The following is a 19,386-nucleotide window of genomic DNA, read 5'->3' as shown; positions in this document are numbered from 1 at the left end:
AAGATATACCTTTCCATTTTAAACAAAAATTGTTTTTTAGGGTTTTTTAAAAAACAAAAAAGATGCACAGAATGCACCTTTTTTATTTTTTCCATATTATGGTTTTTATTGTAATGTAGGAGAATAGTTTGTAGGATAGTCCCCAACATTTACAAAATTTCCAGATGCCTCAAAATTAGAGCCATAGGTCGCATCTATTGTCTTCATAAATTCGTTTGCAATAAGAGCGTATCCTCTTGCGGTAGGGTGAACGCCATCCAAAGAAAAAGCGCCTCCAGTTACAAGACTGGCGGTCAATGTAAACTCTTCACTTGTTATACCTCCATTGGCCAATTGATCCATTAAGGCATTGGCATCAACCAAAGCCAAACCAGCCTGACTGGCAGTAGAGGCTATGATCGAATTAAAACTAGCCGTTGCATTGGCTATTTCCTCTTGCTCACTCGGAATAAGCACCCATTTATCGGCCAAGGGCAAGGTAATACCTTCTACAGAAAACTGACCTGCCAATTCTTGTGACAACCCTTGCTCCATTAAAGCCACTACAGATGAGGTATTTACCGTACCTATTACCGATGAGCTGGACAATACAAATAAATCATCTTCTGTTGCCTCTCTCGTTTGTCCGTATGTATTACCTAATAAAGTTGCTACTAAAGGAGCTGCTTCGGCAGGCAACCCAAATGTTTGAACAAATGCGGGAAAAGTGGGGCTAGCATTTAAGACTCCAGTTATTTGAGCGGATAAATCCGTTAAGGTTTCATCCCATATAACCACTTCACTGGCCTCAGTTTCAGAAAATTCGATTTTTCGTTCAGGGGCTCCCAAAAAGTCATACACTTGATTTAATTGCCCAAATATTCCATTTAACGTGGGAATTAAAGGTCCGAAAGACTCGTTGGTCGGGTCCAATGGATTATGGGGAACTGTAGTAAAATGAGGAATACTGGTTACATTCGGAATATTGGCGACCACTCCTTTTGCTCCACCACTGGTAAGTGTTGCGATCAATGCTCCATATGTACCATCGAACCCAACCCCCGGAGCACCTGAAACCGGGGTGATCGGATCTGAACCATCCCCTCCCGACAATGCATACCCTAAAACATCATTATTACCGATCCACAATGTAAAGAATGTTGGAGATTGCGCCATGGCCGATTCCAAAACACTTATATCCGGTGTTGTACCGGTCATTCTAACGAAATACGGATTTGCAAGTCCCAAACTTAGGTTTGCAAGATTTCCATATCCCGGAGCCAACAAATGAAAACTTTTTGCCCCAGGCACCCCAAGGTTATTAAAAGGCCCCGTAGGATTGTTTAAAGCAATATCGGTAGTTACGGTGACAGGTCCTACAACAGACTCTAAAGACACCGGAGCAGACCCGCCAAATACAAGCCTCGGGTCAAAACCCGGTATTCTATCGCCCGCAACTGCAAGTCCACCAAGATTGTCGTTCGTAAGTGGTTGTGTAAAATTACCACCTCCTGCCAACGCAAATTTCTGCGACAGCATATTGGGCAAAGAGTTTATTTGACCGGCTTGAAACAAAGCACCGTCGGTATACCCCGCGGTCAATGAATTTCCTATGGAAACATAGGTAGAAAAATCAGCGGAACCTGCTGTTAACTCTGGAAGTTCCTCCACTATAACCTCTTCGGCAAGATCTACATCCTCTTCATCGTTACAGGCAAAAAAACAGAACGCTGCAAAAAAGAGAACTATATATTTTATTTTTTTCATTTTAAAGCTAGATTAAATTTTAAATTAGTTATTTATGGTCCATGATAAATAGTACATCGACCCAATAAACCCAGTACCGAATGCAGTATAGTACTCCTCTCCCAATAAATTGCTGCCTCCAATTTTAAAGGTAGATTTAATACTCGGCACAGAATAGTTAATTTGGGCATCTACAACGTGAAACTCTGGAATTACGCCATTACCAAAGGTAGCCTCCCAATAATAATCATCACTAAATCTATAATTTATATTGAAGCCGAAATTTTTAAAAAGTTCCTCATTTCCAAAAGATGCTTTAAACTGATGTTCTGGAGTATTGAACTGCACTTGAAAATCTGGATTCGCGGCTCTGTCAAAATCCAATTTTGTAAACGTATAGCTACCTCCTAAATCAAAATTGCCCAACACTTTAGCCCTTAACCCAATAGAAGCTCCATAAGAATTTATGTCCGCATCAGAATTTGTATAGGCCTGATAGACTTTATAATCACCATTGGCTATGGCCGCCAATGAAAGAGACCCGTCACCTACCGTTCCATATAATGGTGCCACTACATTTTCAGGTGATTGAAAGCCATCATACATATTATAGTAAGTACTAAAATCTATGACCAACTTATCTACCTTACCGCGATATCCTATTTCAACAGAAGTAACCTGTTCCGGCTCTACCAAACCAGGATTTCCTATCTCTAGATCTGCAGGATTTTCTGTTTCGGCAAAACGTAGTACTGATTCTGCCGAATATGAATTGGTGTAAGCTGCCCTACCTGTTTGTGTAATGCTTTCTGGCTGCCCCAATAACTGGCCACCACCACTCACAGTATACTCTCTGGAGTAACGATCCAAATTATCCGGTGCTGCACCAACCAAAATTGCACTACCTGCATCCAATCCAATAAACAAGTCTTGTGTGGTAGGGTTTCTAAAACCTGTTTGTACGGAAGCCCTTATATTATGATCTCTGTTAATGGTATAACCTGCAGACACTCTTGGAGAAAAGAAACCATCAAAAAAATCTTGCTTGTCATATCGTATTGACCCCGTAAGTTTAAGACTTTGGTCTCCTTTTAGGTCTATTTTCTTTTGCACCTGTGTATACAAGCCATATTCCGAATAATCGATAGCACTATCAAAATCGGTGTATATAGTACCAAATGAATTTAATTTATATTTTCTGTAAGAGCCTCCCACCTGTATTTCTGCCCAATCTATCAATTTGCTGAAATTATAATTGGCATCTGCATGATAATACTTGGAGGCATCCCTAAATTGCGAGCCTTCAGAAAGGTCTGGATTTTTTATTACACGCTCAAAAGCAGATTTAAATTCTGGCGACCCTGGTTCATACCTACCTGATTCTGCTTGTGCCCTTGCTGCAGCATGTGCCTCTTCATCAGTAGCCCCGGCCAATGTCGCCTGTACATAGGTTCCGGTATACTCACCAAACCAAGTGCTATCATCTTTCCAAGCTCTATTGATATTTATTCCGGTAAACACCATATCATATGAGTCACCCGCTTTATCGGCAACTAAATATCCTCTTACAAAAAAGTTGTCGTCCCTAATCTCCAACTTATGCTGTTCTTGAAAAAAGTTGGCTATGTTATATCGATTGGTCCCCTGATAAATCGTATTTCCGGTACCTATCTTACCTACATATGAAAATTCTAGGTTACTACCTTCTATAGGTCTATAATAAAGACCCCAATCAGATTTAATACTCCTTGCCGTATAGTTGGTAAGATCCCTTTCGTTATAACCGGTTCTACTAACATTAACAGATGGCACCAAAGCATTTGCACCCGCTGGCAATATCCCTAAGCCTTCTAAAGTAAGGGCTACATCCTTAATATTGGTGACCACTTCGTCTCCATATACGTTAATACCATTATAGTCCAAATCTGCCCTAGTTCGGGTTGGATCAAATTTATCTACTTCACTGGTAGCGGCCCAATCGGTACCATCTAAATAGCCAAAGTTCCATTTTATAGCGAATTTATCATTGAACTTATGTGCCGTCCTTATACCGATATCTGTATAGGAATTGGTACCCGCGGCTTCTTGAGAAGTAACCCCTTGTTTTACCGATACGCTTATACCCTGATAATCGAACGGATTTTTACTGCGCATAAATAAAATACCATTAAAGGCATTTGCACCATACAATGCGGAGGATGCCCCTGGCAATAATTCTACACTAAGCACATCTGGTTCCACCAAACCTACCAAATTTCCTATTGGAAAGTTCAAAGCAGGAGTAGAATTATCCATTCCGTCTACCAATTGCATAAACCTGGTATTGGCGAAGGTTGCAAAACCTCTGGTATTTACCGATTTAAATGTTAAACTGTTCGTGTTTACATCTACTCCTTTTAAATTTTCCAGTCCACCATAAAAATCGGCAGAAGCCGTGTTCTTAATATCCGAAAGACCAACTCTTTCTACCGTAACCGGTGATTCAAAAATTCTTTCGGGTGTTCTTGAAGCCGATATGACAACTTCATCCAAAAAGGTCTCGGACTCGGCCAACACTACGGTAATAGTCTGGTTATTGGATGTAATGTTTTCTAGACCATCCGTATAACCAATACTGGTAATGCTCAACTGAAAAGGGGGCTCTTCAGATGTTTGCAACACAAAATTACCATCAAAATCTGTAGTTGTGCCTATTGCCTTACCTACAATTACAATATTTGCTCCGGGAATGGGTTCGTTGTTCTGGTCAACAACATGCCCATTAATCGTAGTTTGAGAAAAACCTGCGGTCCCGAACAAAATCAATGTTATCAATAATAATGCTCTCATTCTAAATTTAAGTTAAAGTTTGTTTGGTCTCAAGTTACAGATAATTTTTGTTCAAAAATAGTAATTTGAAAAAAATTATGCATGCATAGTATTATTATGGCAATAATAACCAACAAAAACAACTATATCCTCAAAACTAATCAACAAAAAAAGGGATGCCTTAAAAGACATCCCTTTGTTTATTTAACTTCATCTTAACTTTATTCCACAGTAACCGATTTTGCAAGGTTTCTGGGCTGGTCTACATTACAACCCCTCATTACTGCAATATGGTACGATAATAATTGAAGTGGAATTGTAGTTAACAAAGGTGTTAAACTCTCTAAGGTCTCAGGAACCTCTATAACATGATCCGCCAATTCGGTCACTTGTTCATCTCCTTCTGTCACAATTGCGATAATCTTTCCTTTTCTAGATTTAATCTCTTGGATGTTACTTACCACTTTCTCATAATGTCCTTTTTTGGTAGCAATCACGAAAACAGGCATCTGATCGTCGATCAAGGCAATTGGACCATGCTTCATCTCAGCTGCCGGGTACCCCTCGGCATGGATATAACTGATCTCTTTTAATTTTAAAGCTCCTTCCAATGCCACAGGAAAGTTATACCCTCTTCCTAAATACAAGCAATTTGTAGATTCCTTATATACATCGGAAATAATCTCAATTAACGGATTTGATTCCAAAGCCTTTTCCACTTTACTCGGAATAGTTTCCAATTCAGTTAAAAACTCATGGAATTGGGTTTGTGAAAAAGTACCTTTCTCTTTTGCCAATTTTAACGCCAACAAAGTCAATACAGTAATTTGTGTAGTAAAGGCCTTGGTAGATGCGACCCCAATTTCAGGACCGGCATGCGTGTACGCACCTGCATGCGATTCTCTTGCTATTGAAGAACCTACCACATTACAAACACCGAATACAAAAGCTCCTTTCTCTTTGGCCAGTTTAATTGCTGCCAATGTATCGGCCGTTTCTCCAGATTGCGAAATGGCTATTAAAACATCTTTATCGGTTATTACCGGGTTTCTATATCTAAACTCAGAAGCATATTCTACCTCTACAGGTATTCTGGCCAGGTCTTCAAAAATATATTCCGCGACAAGACCGGCATGCCAAGAAGTTCCACAGGCAACTATAATAATTCTATTGGCATTCATGAATTTTTCTAAATTCTGATCGATCCCAGCCATGCGGATCAAGCCCTGCTCTGCCAAAAGTCTCCCCCTGTATGTGTCTTTAATTGCCCTAGGTTGCTCATATATTTCCTTTAACATAAAGTGGTCGTACCCTCCTTTTTCTATCTCCTCAAGATTCATTTGCAATTCCATGATTCTTGGATATGCAACGGCATCGTTCTTTATTTTTCTTAATTTTATCTCTTTACCTAGTCTAACAATGGCCATTTCTTCATCTTCGAGGTACACGGCATTATTGGTAAATTCTATAAAAGGTGATGCATCGGAGGCTATAAAAAACTCATTTTCCCCTATTCCGATCGCCAAGGGACTCCCCAATTTGGCAACCACTATCTCATCTGGTTTATTTCTATCGAAAACCGCTATAGCATACGCCCCTACAACCTGATTCAAAGCTATTTGAACCGCTTGCCCCAACTTTACATCTTCGGTCTTTTTGACCTCTTCAATAAGGTTTACCAACACTTCGGTATCGGTATCAGAAGTAAACGTATACCCCCTTTTTATCAATTCTTTCTTAATGGACTCATAATTTTCAATGATCCCATTATGTATAATAACCAAATCTCCGGAGTTGGAGTAGTGCGGATGAGAATTCACATCATTAGGTATACCATGCGTAGCCCATCTTGTATGCCCTATTCCGATTTTACCTTCTTGAGATATATTCTTGGCCTTATTTTTTAAATCTTCCACCTTACCCTTGGTCTTGGCTAAATTAATGCTTGTTCCATCAAACAAAGCAATACCGGCACTATCGTATCCACGATACTCCAAGCGTTGTAATCCTTTTATTATAATAGGAAAAGCGTCTCTATGACCAATGTAACCTACAATTCCACACATATTATATTGTTATTTAGGGTATTATATTAATAATTAAAGTGTAAAAATAGTCTAATATCCAATAACTATACACTTCTTTGGATGTAGAACGTATAAAATCCTTGAATTGTATAAACGGTAAGAATTTGATATTACAATCTGATCTAAATTAGTCGGTTTTGGTATAACTGATCTCCAACCTTAATCTTTTATCATAATTGGGGTCTCCCTCAGGAATATTACTCCCATATAAAACAGTACCAAGAGGAGTAATGGTAGAGGCCGTAGGAATATCTTTTTCCCCTTCGGTCAACAAAGCATTTGCTACACTTATATTCTGAATATCAGAAGTCAACGTCAATCCTAAAGTACTGTTGACAGAATCCCTAACGATCATATTATTTAAATGTTCCGTAATTCTAACGGTATACTTAACGCCCTTGTCGGATTCTTTTTCTATAACACCCCCGTAATTTAAAAACAAGCCGTATAGGTTATCGGCAGAGCTTTGCTCGGTATTCACATTGAACAGCTGTTCATTTGTCTCAGCATTGTAAAGGTACAGTCTAGGTGGCTCGGCAGCACCTTCAGACATACCAGGATAATCACGATCAATATAAAACACCAACTCAGCTTCATTGATGATCCAGTTTTCGGCCCTTATTTGCTCTATTATATCTTCTCCGTTATCAGGTTCAAAAAGATTTATATTGGCCGTAATACCAGCACCTCCTTTGAGATAAATTCGCGAAGCATCCTCGCCATTGTCCAAAGATTGTGCAATATTTGCCGGATAAGCTTCATTAATAAAAGTATTTACGGCATTTCCGGTATAACCTGTTGTACTGGAACCTGTTAACAAGTTCAAAACAAACTCTCCTTCTTTCTCTTCTATTTCGCTATCTGTAGTATTGTAGGATTGATAGGTATACGAAATTGTAATATTTGCCTGCGTCAAATCAAGAAGAACCATTATATCTTCACTACTCACCGATTCCAATGACAAATGGATACCACGTATAAATTCTATAAAATTAGCTTGGCTCAAAAGCTCAGAACTTCCCTCCTTGTCCAAAATATTCTGTTGAAAGAACTCTTTGTTCAAAGGGATCCTTATTCCCGGACTCAACTTGGTAAAGGTCAAAGACTCATCCACATCCTCTGTTGTATCGTTGTCTTCGTTCGGAATCAAAATTTCTTTATTATCTATGGTAATATTTCCATCTACCTCAGAATCGAATAGGACATCAGAAACAAACGACGGGGAAAATTCCTGCGAAGAAAAATATTGTTGAGATTCTTGAAAATTGGTGTTTGGATCTAAATCTCTTAGGTAGTAAGTAGAACGCTCCACTTTAAGTTTAAAGGCCGGAGCCTCTCCTCCAAGTTCATCGTAATTTTTTCCGTTTACATAAATACTATCCAAATCTACCTGCTTAGCAAAGTTGTTAGTTACAATGGTAACATCATCCGTATCGTTTATACCATCTCCATCCGCATCTACACTATTAGAGTCTAAAGGATCTGTCCCTGCTGCAGTTTCCAGATAGTTGGCAACACCATCGTTATCACTATCGTTGGTAGGGTCTTCAGGATCTGAATCGAACTTATCTTCAACTCCATCCGCATCCGTATCCCTAGATCCACTTTCTGTCAAATAGGGAATATAGAGGTAGACCTCTTTAACGGTTTCATTCTCTTCTATGGTACTTTCACTGTCATCGGTGTCGGCCCCATCTTCCACACTTTGTCTTAATGCCCCAAAAGTAGGGTTTGCCGTAGACAATCTTATCTGCGAGGTAATTGAAGCCTCTGTTTTTCCGTATACCGGATCATTAAAAGTACCCAACTGGTAAACAGGTAGTTTATTGGTTCTAACAGCTTCAATGTTCTTATTATAAGCATACACATCGTACACTTTTTTTCCAGTGCTAAAAGTATTTCCCTTTACGACACCGGAACCGACCGTGGTTAAATCCTCTTCACAAGAAGAAAAAAAAACAAACATAAAAACCAAACCCAATACCGTGGGAAAAGCGCCTTTTTTACAAATACTCATTCAGTTTATTTTAAAACTTCGGTGTTATAAAAATTAGCATATGCTTCTTCGAATTCTTGCACAGGAACATATGGTAACACTGGTTTTTGAAGGTTGGAAATATGGGTCGTAATTTCTTCTGGAATTTCCTCCGAAGCTAAAATAATGGCATCCGAATAATCCACGGCCACTTTTAACAAATTATTATAGGTGGGGTGCGCCAAGGGCGCTATTTTTTCTTCGGGGATTCCATCGAAAGCAATTCTTTTGATCATATCCTTGTCCAACTCACCGTCAAAAGTTTTGCCGTAAACGGATAAAACAATTTTACTATCGGCAAAAAGAGGTTCGTCCGCATAGTACTTTTTCAAATACAAAGGCAACAAACTTGCCATCCAACCATGAACATGGATAATATCTGGAGACCAATTCAATTTCTTTACCGTCTCCATTACACCTTTCGCAAAGAATATGGCTCTTTGGTCATTATCTGGAAACAACTCTCCTTTTTTATCGGTAAAGGTGGCTTTTCTTTTAAAATACTCTTCGTTATCTATAAAATATACCTGTATACGCTCTCTAGGAATGGAGGCCACCTTTATAATCAAAGGCATATCCATGTCATTGATCACAAGGTTCATGCCCGATAACCGGATTACTTCATGCAACTGATGCCTTCTTTCATTGATGTTACCATAACGTGGCATAAAAATCCTGATTTGCCCTCCATTGCTGTTAACCATTCTGGGGGCCTCATATGACATATGTGAAACTTCATTTTCGGGGAGGTATGGAACTAATTCAGAAGATACAAACAATACCTTTTTACCATTCATAAAAGCTATTTTTTATTTTTCGCAGAAACGCAGATGCAAAATTACAAAAAATATAGAGATTACCAGTATTTATAGTAAGTTTGCTCGCTAATTACAATTATACATGCACGCAATTAACACCAAAAAGGAGCTTATTGAAAGGTTAAGGGACATAAGGCCCTCCAATAGCTTAGGACTTGTTCCTACAATGGGCGCCCTGCATAAAGGCCATCTGGAATTAATAAAAAAAGCGGCTTCAGAAAACAAATATGTGGTTGTAAGTATTTTTGTCAATCCCACGCAGTTCAACAACATAGACGACCTTAACAAATACCCAAAAACCTTGGCAAAAGATCTAGAGCTTATAAGCAAGGTAGATATGGATATTCTTGTTTTTGCCCCTTCTGTCGAAGAAATCTATGATGATTCGGTAAAGGCCAAAAACTATGATTTTGGTGGTTTGGACAAAGTTATGGAAGGTAAATTTAGAGAAGACCACTTTAATGGGGTAGGAACCATTGTAGAACAATTATTTTCCATAATAAAACCAAATCGTGCCTATTTTGGCGAAAAAGACTTTCAACAATTACGAATTATCGAAAAATTAGTTGAGTCCCAGGATATACCCGTTCAAATCGTACCATGCCCTATAGTGCGCGAAGACCACGGATTGGCCATGAGCTCCAGAAATGAAAGGTTAAGCAACGAAACAAGACTAAAGGCCGGATTTATCTATAAAACTTTACAAACTGCCAAAGAACAATTTGGCACGAAAAGTGCTTTAGATATTAAAGAGTGGGTAAAAAACCAGTTTCTAGAAAATGATGATTTTGAATTGGAATATTTTGAAATTATGGACGTTGAAACGTTAACACCCATAAAAAGTAAAACAACAAATGTAAAATATAGAGCATTTGTGGCCGTTTATGCCAACGAGGTAAGACTTATTGACAATATAGCGCTCAATTGATTAATTTTGTCCCATGCAAGTACAAGTAGTAAAGTCTAAGATTCATAGAGTAAAAGTAACAGGAGCAGACCTAAATTATATAGGCAGCATCACCATAGATGAAGATTTAATGGATGCCGCCAATATTGTACAGGGTGAAAAAGTGCAGATCGTGAACAATAACAATGGTGAAAGACTAGAAACATATGCCATACCCGGACCAAGAAAAAGTGGTGAAATCACTTTAAACGGTGCTGCAGCCAGAAAAGTGGCCGTCGGCGATGTCTTAATTTTGATCACCTATGCATGGATGCCCATAGAGGACGCTAAAAAATTTAATCCTGCCTTGGTTTTTCCAAACGAGGAGAACAACTTGTTGAACTAAGACCATTGCCATAGCTTCGAAATTATTTTCCCATATCCTTAATAATGACAATAACTTGATTAATTTCGGTGTCAAACATAGTTAGTTTATTGTGACCTATTCATTAAAAAAGACGCTCAAATTAATTTTACCTATTGCCATTGGTGTCTTTTTGGTTCTTTATTGGTACCACAAAACATCTCCGGCAGACAGAGAAGACATTCTTTTTTACATAAAGGAGGCCGATCTTTTCTGGGTAACACTATCACTTTTACTAGGAATCATAGGTCACGTCTCAAGAGCTATTCGATGGAATTATTTATTGGAACCGCTCGGGTACAAACCAAAATTAACGAATAACATATTTATGATATTCATGGCTTATTTGGCCAATTTGGGCGTACCAAGAACAGGTGAGATCCTAAGGGCAACTGCCTTGACCACTTACGAAGGAGTACCCTTTGAAAAAGGTTTCGGAACCATTGTTACAGAAAGGGTGGTAGATGTGTTTATGCTGCTAGTTGTAGTGGTTATAACGCTCTTGCTACAGACCGATATTATCATTTCTTTTTTTGAACAAAGAGGGTTCGACCTAAACGGAATTCTTCTTCTATTGGCCGCGGGCCTCATTGCCGTGCTCATCTTCTTCATTTTCGTAAAAAAATCGAACTCCTCCATTGCATTGAAAATTAAGCATTTCATAAAGGGCCTTATGGACGGTGTTTTTAGCATTTTTAAAATGAAAAGAAAATGGGCCTTTGTCTTCCACACCCTACTCATCTGGGTATGCTATATCGGAATGATGTGGGTCATAAAATTCACGGTCCCCGAAACGGCCAGCCTTTCCCTTAACGAAATTATGGTAGCCTTTGTCTTTGGGGCCTTTGCCATGGCGACGACCAATGGCGGTGTAGGCCTATTTCCAATCCTCGTAAGCAAGGCCTTGGTACTTTTCGGAATTAGTTCTGTTTCTGGAGATGCCTTTGGGTGGATTATGTGGATCGCACAAACCTTGATGAACGTCGTTTTTGGTGCAATATCTTTTCTCCTATTACCGTTATTGAACAGATACAAGTAGTACATCTACTATTTAAATTCAAATTTATGCGCCATTTTCTTTTTCCATTGACCCTGTTCATGGTGTTCGCTATAAAAGCACAAACTACCCAAGAAATTTTCGAATCTTTTAAATTACAGGAAAGACGTGATGTTCAATATTACTTTCCGCCAGAACTCGACGAATCTAAAAAATACCCCCTAATCGTTGTACTGGACGCAAATTATCTTTTTGACCAAGTGGTCGCAACTTCTAAATATTATAGTCGTTTCCACGGAATGCCCGAAAGTATAATCGTAGGCGTCAACCAAAGTGAAAACAATATACGATACGAAGATTGTGCCTTTGACCCAAATAGCGGTCTCCCCAGTGAAAAGGGCAAAAAATTCTATGAGTTTATTGGTATGGAACTTATTCCGTACCTAGACCTAAATTATAGTACCGCCCCTTTTAGAATGATATTGGGATACGACATTACCGCCAACTTTCAGAATTACTGGCTGTTTAAAGACAACTCCATTTTTGACGCCTATGTGAGTATTTCGCCCACTCTTGCCCCAGAAATGGAGAGCAGGGTACCAATGAGACTCAACTCCTTTGACAAACAAATGTTCTATCAGTTAATTGTGGAAGGAGAACAATCTAACGACACTAAAAAAATTGCAGCTCTTGATAAAGGCATCAAAGCCCTGGACAAGGAAACCCTTCATTATTTCTATGACGAGTATCAAAAGGCAGATCATATTTCTGTAGCCACTTACGGAATAGGAAAAGCATTTGATAATGTTTTCGGCATATTTAAACCAATAAGCCCCAAAGAATACAGAACACAGATATTAACTTCGGAAGAACCCGTTTATCAATACCTAGAGAACAAATATCAAGGAATTGTAGATCTTTTCGGATTTAGTAAACCCGTAGCACTGAACGATATTATGGCAATCTATGCGGCATCAAGAAAAAAAGAGGATTTTGAATCATTGAAACCCTTATCAGACCTATGCAAAAAAGAATACCCCGAGACAATGCTCGGTTTCTACTTTGAAGGTGAGTACTACGAGCAACTCGGAGAACCAAAAAAAGCTTTAAAAACTTTTGAAAAGGCTTTTCAGATGGAAGAGATAGATTTCTTGACAAAAGAAATGGCATTGGAAAAAATCGATGCCTTAAAAGCCGATTTCGGATTTTAAAGGACCCCAAATCCCTATATTCCCAAAATCTTAACCTAACCTACATTATTATGATCAAAGGCATTTTCAAGTACTATGTTTGCGCTGGTATCTATTTTACATACTATGGCCTAAAAGGTGATCTGGCACTTGCCCTAAGCGCTCTTTCGCTCTTCTTGGCATGGGCCTCTTTCTTTCTTGCCATACTTGAGTATAAAAAGAAAAAATCGGAATAGATATAACATATCAATAAAATCGTTGCCCAAAATTTTTGAAACTTCTTACTACCTTTAGCACAAATCTGAAAAGCTAAAGATGGCCAAAACTAAAACCGCTTTTTTTTGTCAAAATTGCGGAACGCAATATGCCAAATGGGTCGGACAATGTTCTGCCTGTAAAGAATGGAATACCGTTGTTGAGGAAGTGGTTCAGAAAGAAGAAAAATCTAGCTGGAAACCTTCATCCGACAGAACAAAAAGGATTTCAAAACCATTATTGGTCCATGAGATAAGTACCGAGAAAGAAATTAGGATAAACACCTTTGACCAAGAATTCAATCGGGTCTTAGGTGGTGGTTTGGTGCCGGGGGCGCTTGTTCTCTTGGGGGGTGAGCCTGGTGTCGGAAAAAGCACCTTACTATTACAGATCGCCCTAAAACTACCCTACAAGACCTTATATGTTTCTGGAGAAGAAAGCCAGAAACAGATTAAGATGAGGGCCGATCGTATTCACCCGAACAGTGAGACCTGTTTTATTCTTACTGAAACAAAGACCCAAAACATATTTAAACAGATAGAGGCCACAGAACCCGATATTGTCGTTATAGATTCTATACAGACATTACATTCAGATTATATAGAATCCGCAGCAGGAAGTATCTCACAGATCAGGGAATGTACGGCAGAACTAATCAAATTTGCCAAGGAGACCCACACACCGGTCATACTCATTGGCCATATCACTAAAGATGGCTCTATTGCCGGCCCCAAGATCTTAGAGCACATGGTAGATACCGTTTTACAGTTCGAAGGTGACCGTAATTATGTATACAGGCTATTAAGATCTTTAAAAAACAGGTTTGGATCCACTGCCGAATTGGGCATTTACGAAATGCAAGGAAGCGGGCTCAGGGAAGTAAACAACCCATCTGAAGTACTTATTAGCAAAAATGATGAGGGCTTAAGTGGTACGGCAATTGCTTCGACCGTTGAGGGCATGCGCCCGTTACTGATAGAAATACAGGCCTTGGTGAGTACTGCAGTTTATGGCACCCCTCAAAGATCTACGACCGGTTACAATGCAAAACGTCTGAACATGCTTTTAGCCGTTTTGGAAAAAAGGGCCGGTTTTAAATTAGGTGCCAAAGATGTATTCTTAAATATTACAGGTGGCATATCTGTAGATGACCCCGCTATTGACCTTGCCGTAATTGTCGCTATACTTTCCAGTAACGAGGATATCCCGATCGAAAAAGGAATCTGCTTTGCCGCCGAAGTTGGTTTAGCTGGAGAAATAAGACCCGTACAACGGGTAGAACAACGTATTGTTGAGGCTGAAAAATTGGGTTACACCACTATAATTGTATCCAAAAACAATAAAATTGGGCTTAAAAACACCAAAATCAATATTCAATTGGCGTCAAAAATAGAAGATGTAGTCGCTAGCCTATTTGGTTAGCGCCTGTCTCTCATAATCCTGGCAAAGACCAATATGATCACTATAACCAAAATGATCAATACCATTTGCCAAAAACCTATTTTAAGAAAAATCAACGATGTTATGCTCATGGCGCGGGATTTGGATGTTGGTTATGTATATTCTCTATGCCCTTTAAAACCTCATCGGACAGCGTTACATGTATACTTTCTATATTTTCCTTTAACTGTTTCATACTAGTGGCCCCTATAATGTTACTGGTTAAAAAGGGTCTTGAATTCACAAAGGCCAAAGCCATCTGAGCCAAAGAAATATCATGGGCCATGGCCAATTCATAATATTTCTGTGTTGCCTCTACGGCTGTTTGTGAACTATATCTTTTATAATTGGGAAACAAAGTGATTCTAGAGCCCTCTGGAGACCTACCCCCCAAATATTTACCGCTTAACACCCCAAACCCTAAGGGCGAATAAGCCAATAGACCTATCTGTTCTCTCATCGATATTTCAGAAAGTCCTACTTCGAACAATCTATTAAGTAGATTATATGGATTTTGAATGGTAATGGCCCTGGGCAAGGTAGCATGCACTTTGCTCTCTTCTAAAAATCGCATTGTACCCCAAGGTGTTTCATTTGAAATGCCCACATGTCTAATTTTTCCTTCCCGAATCAAATCTCGCAAGGTTTCCAATACTTGATGTATGTTGTCTTCCCAAGGATCGGAAATATCGTGCGTGTATCCCCTTTTGCCAAAATAATTGGTGTTACGCTCTGGCCAGTGCAATTGATAAATATCTATATAATCGGTTTTCAACCTTTTTAAGCTACCTTCTACCGCCTCGATAATGGATTCTCTACTAAAACCAGTAGTTCTAATGAATTTGCACATTTCCGCCCTTCCTACAATTTTTGAGGCCAGTACAATCTTATCCCTATTTCCATTTTTTTTGAACCAAGTACCTATAATCTTCTCTGTAAGCGAATGCCGGTCCGGATGGGCAGGTATGGGATACAATTCTGCCGTATCAAAAAAATTGACCCCCTGATCAACGGCATAATCCATTTGCTCATGCCCTTCTTGCTCTGTGTTTTGATTTCCCCAGGTCATTGTGCCAAGGCAAATTTTACTTACTTCGATATCAGTATGTGGAAGGTAGGTATATTTCATTTAATAAGGCGTTTAAAAAAAGGCGAAATTACAAAAATAAAGGTGTTTCTATTTTGCCTAATCTTTAAGTTCGAGTAAAATCGGACAATGGTCGCTATGCTTTGCTTCGGACAAGATTACCGAACGCTGCAAACGCTCTTCTAAAGACTCGGCCACCATACCATAATCCAATCTCCACCCCTTATTATTATTCCTCGCATTGGCCCTATAGCTCCACCACGTGTAATTATCCGGTTCTTTATTAAAATGACGAAAACTGTCTATGAATCCGCTCTTTATAAAATTTCCTATCCACTCTCTTTCAACGGGTAAAAATCCGGATACATTTTTTAAACCTACGGGATTATGAATATCTATTGCTTGGTGACAAATATTATAATCACCCAAAACAACAAGGTTCGGACTCGTTTTTCTGAGCTCATCGGTATATTTTTGAAAGTCTGACATATAGGTTAGTTTATGCTCTAACCTGGCCAAATTGGTGCCTGAGGGCAAGTACATACTCATAACGGAGATATCCCCAAAATCGGCTCTGATGTTTCTTCCTTCAAAGTCCATATAATCGATACCCGTTCCAAATGCAATGTTGTCGGGCTCTTTCTTTGTCAGTATGGCCACACCACTGTATCCTTTCTTTTGGGCACTGTACCAGTAGCCATAAGGATATCCGGCCTCCTCAAAAAGGGAAAGTTCCAATTGATCTTTATTGGCCTTTATTTCTTGAAGACATACCACATCGGGGTCAACCGCCTTCAACCATTCCAACAAACCTTTTTTTATAGCGGCTCTTACACCATTTACATTATAAGAAACAATCTTCATTGGGTCTATGTTTGGTCCAAAAATAGAAAAGGACTACCTAAAACCAGGTTAAGTTGCTTATTAATATCCTAATTTTGTATCCTTGGAACAAACTTTGTATTGATTTTTATCAATCATCAACAACACAAAATGAAAAAGCCTTTTATCTTATTATTTATTATCATCTCCTCTTTTAAACTCACCGGGCAAGCCTATCCCAGATTAGAAAACGACCATGAGATAAAGTTCAATATCGGCCAGTTTTTGGTTACTTCTTCCGTGGAGGCGTCCTACGAATATTATATAAACGAGGACACCAGTATTGGAGGAACCATCTATGCGGACAATGACGCTACGGACTATAACGGTAACTTTGGAATTGGGCCAAACCTACGCGCCTATTTCGGATACGCTCCGAGAAGTGGCTTTTTTGCCGAAGCCTTTGGCCTGTATTATACGGGAGAAGACGAATTTGATTCCGATGACTTAGGAACTCGAAACAATGACTACAACACTATAGCTCTTGGTTTGGGCGCAGGTGCCAAGTGGGCAACAAGGAGCGAACGTTTTACCCTAGAAATAAACGGTGGCCTTGGACGAAACGTAAATCCGAAAGATTTTCAAAATATGTTCATGTACAGGGCCGGACTCTCTATAGGGTTTAGGTTTTAAACCTTAAATTTGACATATTAACACTCTTCAATGAAATACATCTGGATATTATTAGTCTTTGCCTCCCTACATTCTTTTTCTCAAACAACCATAAACAAAGATAGCATCACACAATTGGAAGAGGTTATTCTAATTGACGCACTTAAAAGCAAGGCTGCTACCGGTATTACCCCTTCAGAAGTTATTTCCGCAAAGACATTTCAAAATTACAGCCCTGTGGACATGGTCTCATCCATCAACCAGATTCCTGGTGTATATATTCTATCGGGTGCTTTAAATACCAACAGAATTACCATACGGGGCATTGGAGCAAGAACACTTTACGGTACCGATAAATTACGAATGTACTACAACAACATTCCGGTAACCAATGGTACTGGATCTTCTACCATAGAGTCATTCGATTTGGAGAACCTTGCCCAAATAGAGGTAATAAAAGGCCCCAAAGGCACTTCATACGGGGCAAATTTGGGCGGGACCATTATTTTAACAGCCAAAGAGGCCTTAGGCAAATCCACTAATTTTTCAAACAACTTTACCCTCGGCTCTTACAATATGATTAAAAATAATTTTTCCTTTAATCATAATGACGGAAAGCTTAAAATGAACCTTCAATATGGACATCTAGAAACTGATGGCTACCGAGAGAACAATAGTTTTGAAAGAGATGGTTTTCTACTGAACACCTCTTACCAATTAGATGAAACAAACAAAATCTCCCTTTTATTAAACCATATAGACTACACGGCTCAAATACCTAGTTCTCTGGGGATATCGGACTTTACCGAAGATCCTGAACAGGCTACCTATACCTGGAGAGCATCCCGCGGTTTTGAAACAAACAACCAAACCCTTGTAGGCCTCTCTTTAGAACACAGATTCAATGCAGGTCTTAAAAATACTACCAGTATTTTTTATAATTATTTGGATAAACATGAAGCCCGTCCTTTTGGTATTTTAGAGGAAATAACCAAAGGCTATGGTTTCAGAACCAATTTTGAAGGTTCGCTACATATAACAAACAAAGATATCTTATACACCTTTGGAGCCGAACTATATAAAGACGAATATGATTGGGACGAATTTGAAAATCTATATGAAGAGAATAACGGCAACGGCAGTTTAAAGGGAAGTTTATTTGCCCGCAACAAGGAGTTTCGAAGCCAATGGAACGTATTTACTACGCTACTCTATCCTATTACGAACCACTTTTCCGCACAACTAGGCCTCAATATCAATAAAACAGACTTTGACCTGCAGGATCGTTTTAACCAAGGCGACCTTAATAAAAGCGGAAGTAGAGATTTTAATGCCATATTGCTACCCAGTTTAGAATTAAACTATAGAGTTAATGACAACCAAGAATTTTTTGCCAACATTAGTAGAGGGTACACCAACCCAAGCCTTGAAAGAACATTGACACCGGAAGGGGTCATCAACCCCGACATTAAACAAGAAACAGGAACCAATTATGAGTTTGGCACCCAGTTATTTCTTCTTAGAAACAAGAACTTAAAATTTGGAATTACCGCGTACCAAATGGATATTAGAAATCTTTTGATCAGGGAACAGGTAGGAGAAGATCAGTTTATAGAAAAGAATGCAGGAAAATCAAAACATCAAGGCCTAGAAATTGCAACGGACTATAAAATTTTACACTCTTCTTCCCGTTTTCAGATAAGCCCCTTTATCAACTACAACCTTAACCATCATAAATTTGTTGATTTTGTAGATAATGGAAACGACTATTCTGGTAATGAACTAACCGGGGTACCAAAACATAAAATTACGGCAGGACTACAAAATCAGCTTTTTTCGAACTATTATATAAATGTGGTATACCAGTATGTAGAACAAATTCCCTTGACAGACTCAAATGACCTTTACAGTGATGCTTATAGTTTGGTAAACTTAAGGGCTGGCTACCGAAAAAAAATGTCCGATAGATTTACCCTTGGCTTTGATTTGGGCGTAAACAACATTTTCGATGCACTATACGCACGATCCGTACTTATAAACACCACAGGTTTTGGAGGTTCGGAACCACGTTATTATTATCCAGGCAATGGAATAAATTACTACGGAAGCTTTAATATCGCCTACGCCCTTTAGGCTCTTA

The 19,386-nt window shown here is 39.0% G+C and carries 15 protein-coding genes; 8 read left to right on the top strand and 7 right to left on the bottom strand.

What is annotated here, in order from left to right; translation table 11 throughout:
- Nucleotides 1-105: 105 nt before the first annotated feature.
- The 5 genes from AB657_RS14375 to AB657_RS14355 all read right to left on the bottom strand — a co-directional run bounded on the left by AB657_RS14375 (nucleotide 106) and on the right by AB657_RS14355 (nucleotide 9,452).
- The gene (locus AB657_RS14375) at nucleotides 106-1,746 is read right to left on the bottom strand and encodes an SGNH/GDSL hydrolase family protein (protein ID WP_047247127.1); all 1,641 of its coding nucleotides are present in this window, start codon (nucleotides 1,744-1,746) and stop codon (nucleotides 106-108) included.
- Between the two features lie 24 nt (nucleotides 1,747-1,770).
- A complete protein-coding gene (locus tag AB657_RS14370) occupies nucleotides 1,771-4,554 on the bottom strand; it encodes a TonB-dependent receptor (RefSeq protein WP_047247126.1) in 2,784 nt (927 codons plus the stop codon).
- A gap of 200 nt (nucleotides 4,555-4,754) precedes the next feature.
- Entirely contained in the window at nucleotides 4,755-6,599 is a 1,845-nt protein-coding gene (gene glmS, locus AB657_RS14365; RefSeq protein WP_047247125.1) for a glutamine--fructose-6-phosphate transaminase (isomerizing), read from the bottom strand.
- Between the two features lie 148 nt (nucleotides 6,600-6,747).
- Nucleotides 6,748-8,637, bottom strand: a complete 1,890-nt coding sequence (locus AB657_RS14360; protein WP_047247124.1) for a DUF4270 family protein — start codon at nucleotides 8,635-8,637, stop codon at nucleotides 6,748-6,750.
- 5 nt (nucleotides 8,638-8,642) lie between these two features.
- The gene (locus AB657_RS14355; protein ID WP_047247123.1) at nucleotides 8,643-9,452 is read right to left on the bottom strand and encodes a glycogen/starch synthase; all 810 of its coding nucleotides are present in this window, start codon (nucleotides 9,450-9,452) and stop codon (nucleotides 8,643-8,645) included.
- A gap of 103 nt (nucleotides 9,453-9,555) precedes the next feature.
- Here AB657_RS14355 and panC point away from each other — a divergent pair, with 103 nt between their 5' ends.
- The 6 genes from panC (at nucleotide 9,556) to radA (ending at nucleotide 14,647) form a co-directional block, all read left to right on the top strand.
- Nucleotides 9,556-10,401, top strand: a complete 846-nt coding sequence (gene panC, locus AB657_RS14350; RefSeq protein WP_047247122.1) for a pantoate--beta-alanine ligase — start codon at nucleotides 9,556-9,558, stop codon at nucleotides 10,399-10,401.
- A 13-nt stretch (nucleotides 10,402-10,414) separates the two neighbouring features.
- Nucleotides 10,415-10,765 carry an aspartate 1-decarboxylase gene (gene panD, locus AB657_RS14345; RefSeq protein WP_047247121.1) on the top strand — a complete coding sequence of 117 codons (351 nt, stop codon included), beginning with the start codon at nucleotides 10,415-10,417 and terminating at the stop codon, nucleotides 10,763-10,765.
- Nucleotides 10,766-10,856: 91 nt separating this feature from the next.
- Nucleotides 10,857-11,822: a lysylphosphatidylglycerol synthase transmembrane domain-containing protein gene (locus AB657_RS14340; protein WP_047247120.1), complete on the top strand. Its 966-nt coding sequence runs from the start codon at nucleotides 10,857-10,859 to the stop codon at nucleotides 11,820-11,822.
- Nucleotides 11,823-11,848: 26 nt separating this feature from the next.
- Nucleotides 11,849-12,991 (top strand): alpha/beta hydrolase, encoded by a 1,143-nt coding sequence (locus tag AB657_RS14335; RefSeq protein ID WP_047247119.1) that lies wholly within the window; start codon nucleotides 11,849-11,851, stop codon nucleotides 12,989-12,991.
- Nucleotides 12,992-13,041: 50 nt separating this feature from the next.
- Entirely contained in the window at nucleotides 13,042-13,206 is a 165-nt protein-coding gene (locus AB657_RS18020; protein ID WP_157491759.1) for a hypothetical protein, read from the top strand.
- 79 nt (nucleotides 13,207-13,285) lie between these two features.
- Nucleotides 13,286-14,647 carry a DNA repair protein RadA gene (gene radA / locus AB657_RS14330; protein WP_047247118.1) on the top strand — a complete coding sequence of 454 codons (1,362 nt, stop codon included), beginning with the start codon at nucleotides 13,286-13,288 and terminating at the stop codon, nucleotides 14,645-14,647.
- Between the two features lie 106 nt (nucleotides 14,648-14,753).
- Here radA and AB657_RS14325 read toward each other — a convergent pair whose 3' ends face one another.
- Together AB657_RS14325 and AB657_RS14320 are read right to left on the bottom strand one after the other, a co-directional pair.
- Nucleotides 14,754-15,794, bottom strand: coding sequence for an NADP(H)-dependent aldo-keto reductase (locus AB657_RS14325; RefSeq protein ID WP_047247117.1), 1,041 nt, complete (start codon nucleotides 15,792-15,794; stop codon nucleotides 14,754-14,756).
- Between the two features lie 57 nt (nucleotides 15,795-15,851).
- Nucleotides 15,852-16,616, bottom strand: a complete 765-nt coding sequence (locus tag AB657_RS14320) for an exodeoxyribonuclease III (protein ID WP_047247116.1) — start codon at nucleotides 16,614-16,616, stop codon at nucleotides 15,852-15,854.
- Nucleotides 16,617-16,745: 129 nt separating this feature from the next.
- Between AB657_RS14320 and AB657_RS14315 the strand changes: the two genes are divergently transcribed.
- Together AB657_RS14315 and AB657_RS14310 are read left to right on the top strand one after the other, a co-directional pair.
- Nucleotides 16,746-17,267 carry a hypothetical protein gene (locus AB657_RS14315; RefSeq protein ID WP_047247115.1) on the top strand — a complete coding sequence of 174 codons (522 nt, stop codon included), beginning with the start codon at nucleotides 16,746-16,748 and terminating at the stop codon, nucleotides 17,265-17,267.
- Nucleotides 17,268-17,297: 30 nt separating this feature from the next.
- Entirely contained in the window at nucleotides 17,298-19,379 is a 2,082-nt protein-coding gene (locus AB657_RS14310; RefSeq protein ID WP_047247114.1) for a TonB-dependent receptor family protein, read from the top strand.
- Nucleotides 19,380-19,386: the final 7 nt, after the last annotated feature.

Origin of the sequence: Maribacter thermophilus (assembly GCF_001020565.1) — a bacterium.
GTDB classification, from domain to species: Bacteria; Bacteroidota; Bacteroidia; order Flavobacteriales; family Flavobacteriaceae; genus Maribacter; species Maribacter thermophilus.
Note: the sequence above shows the minus strand (reverse complement) of the source record. Positions and strands in the feature narration are given on the sequence as shown.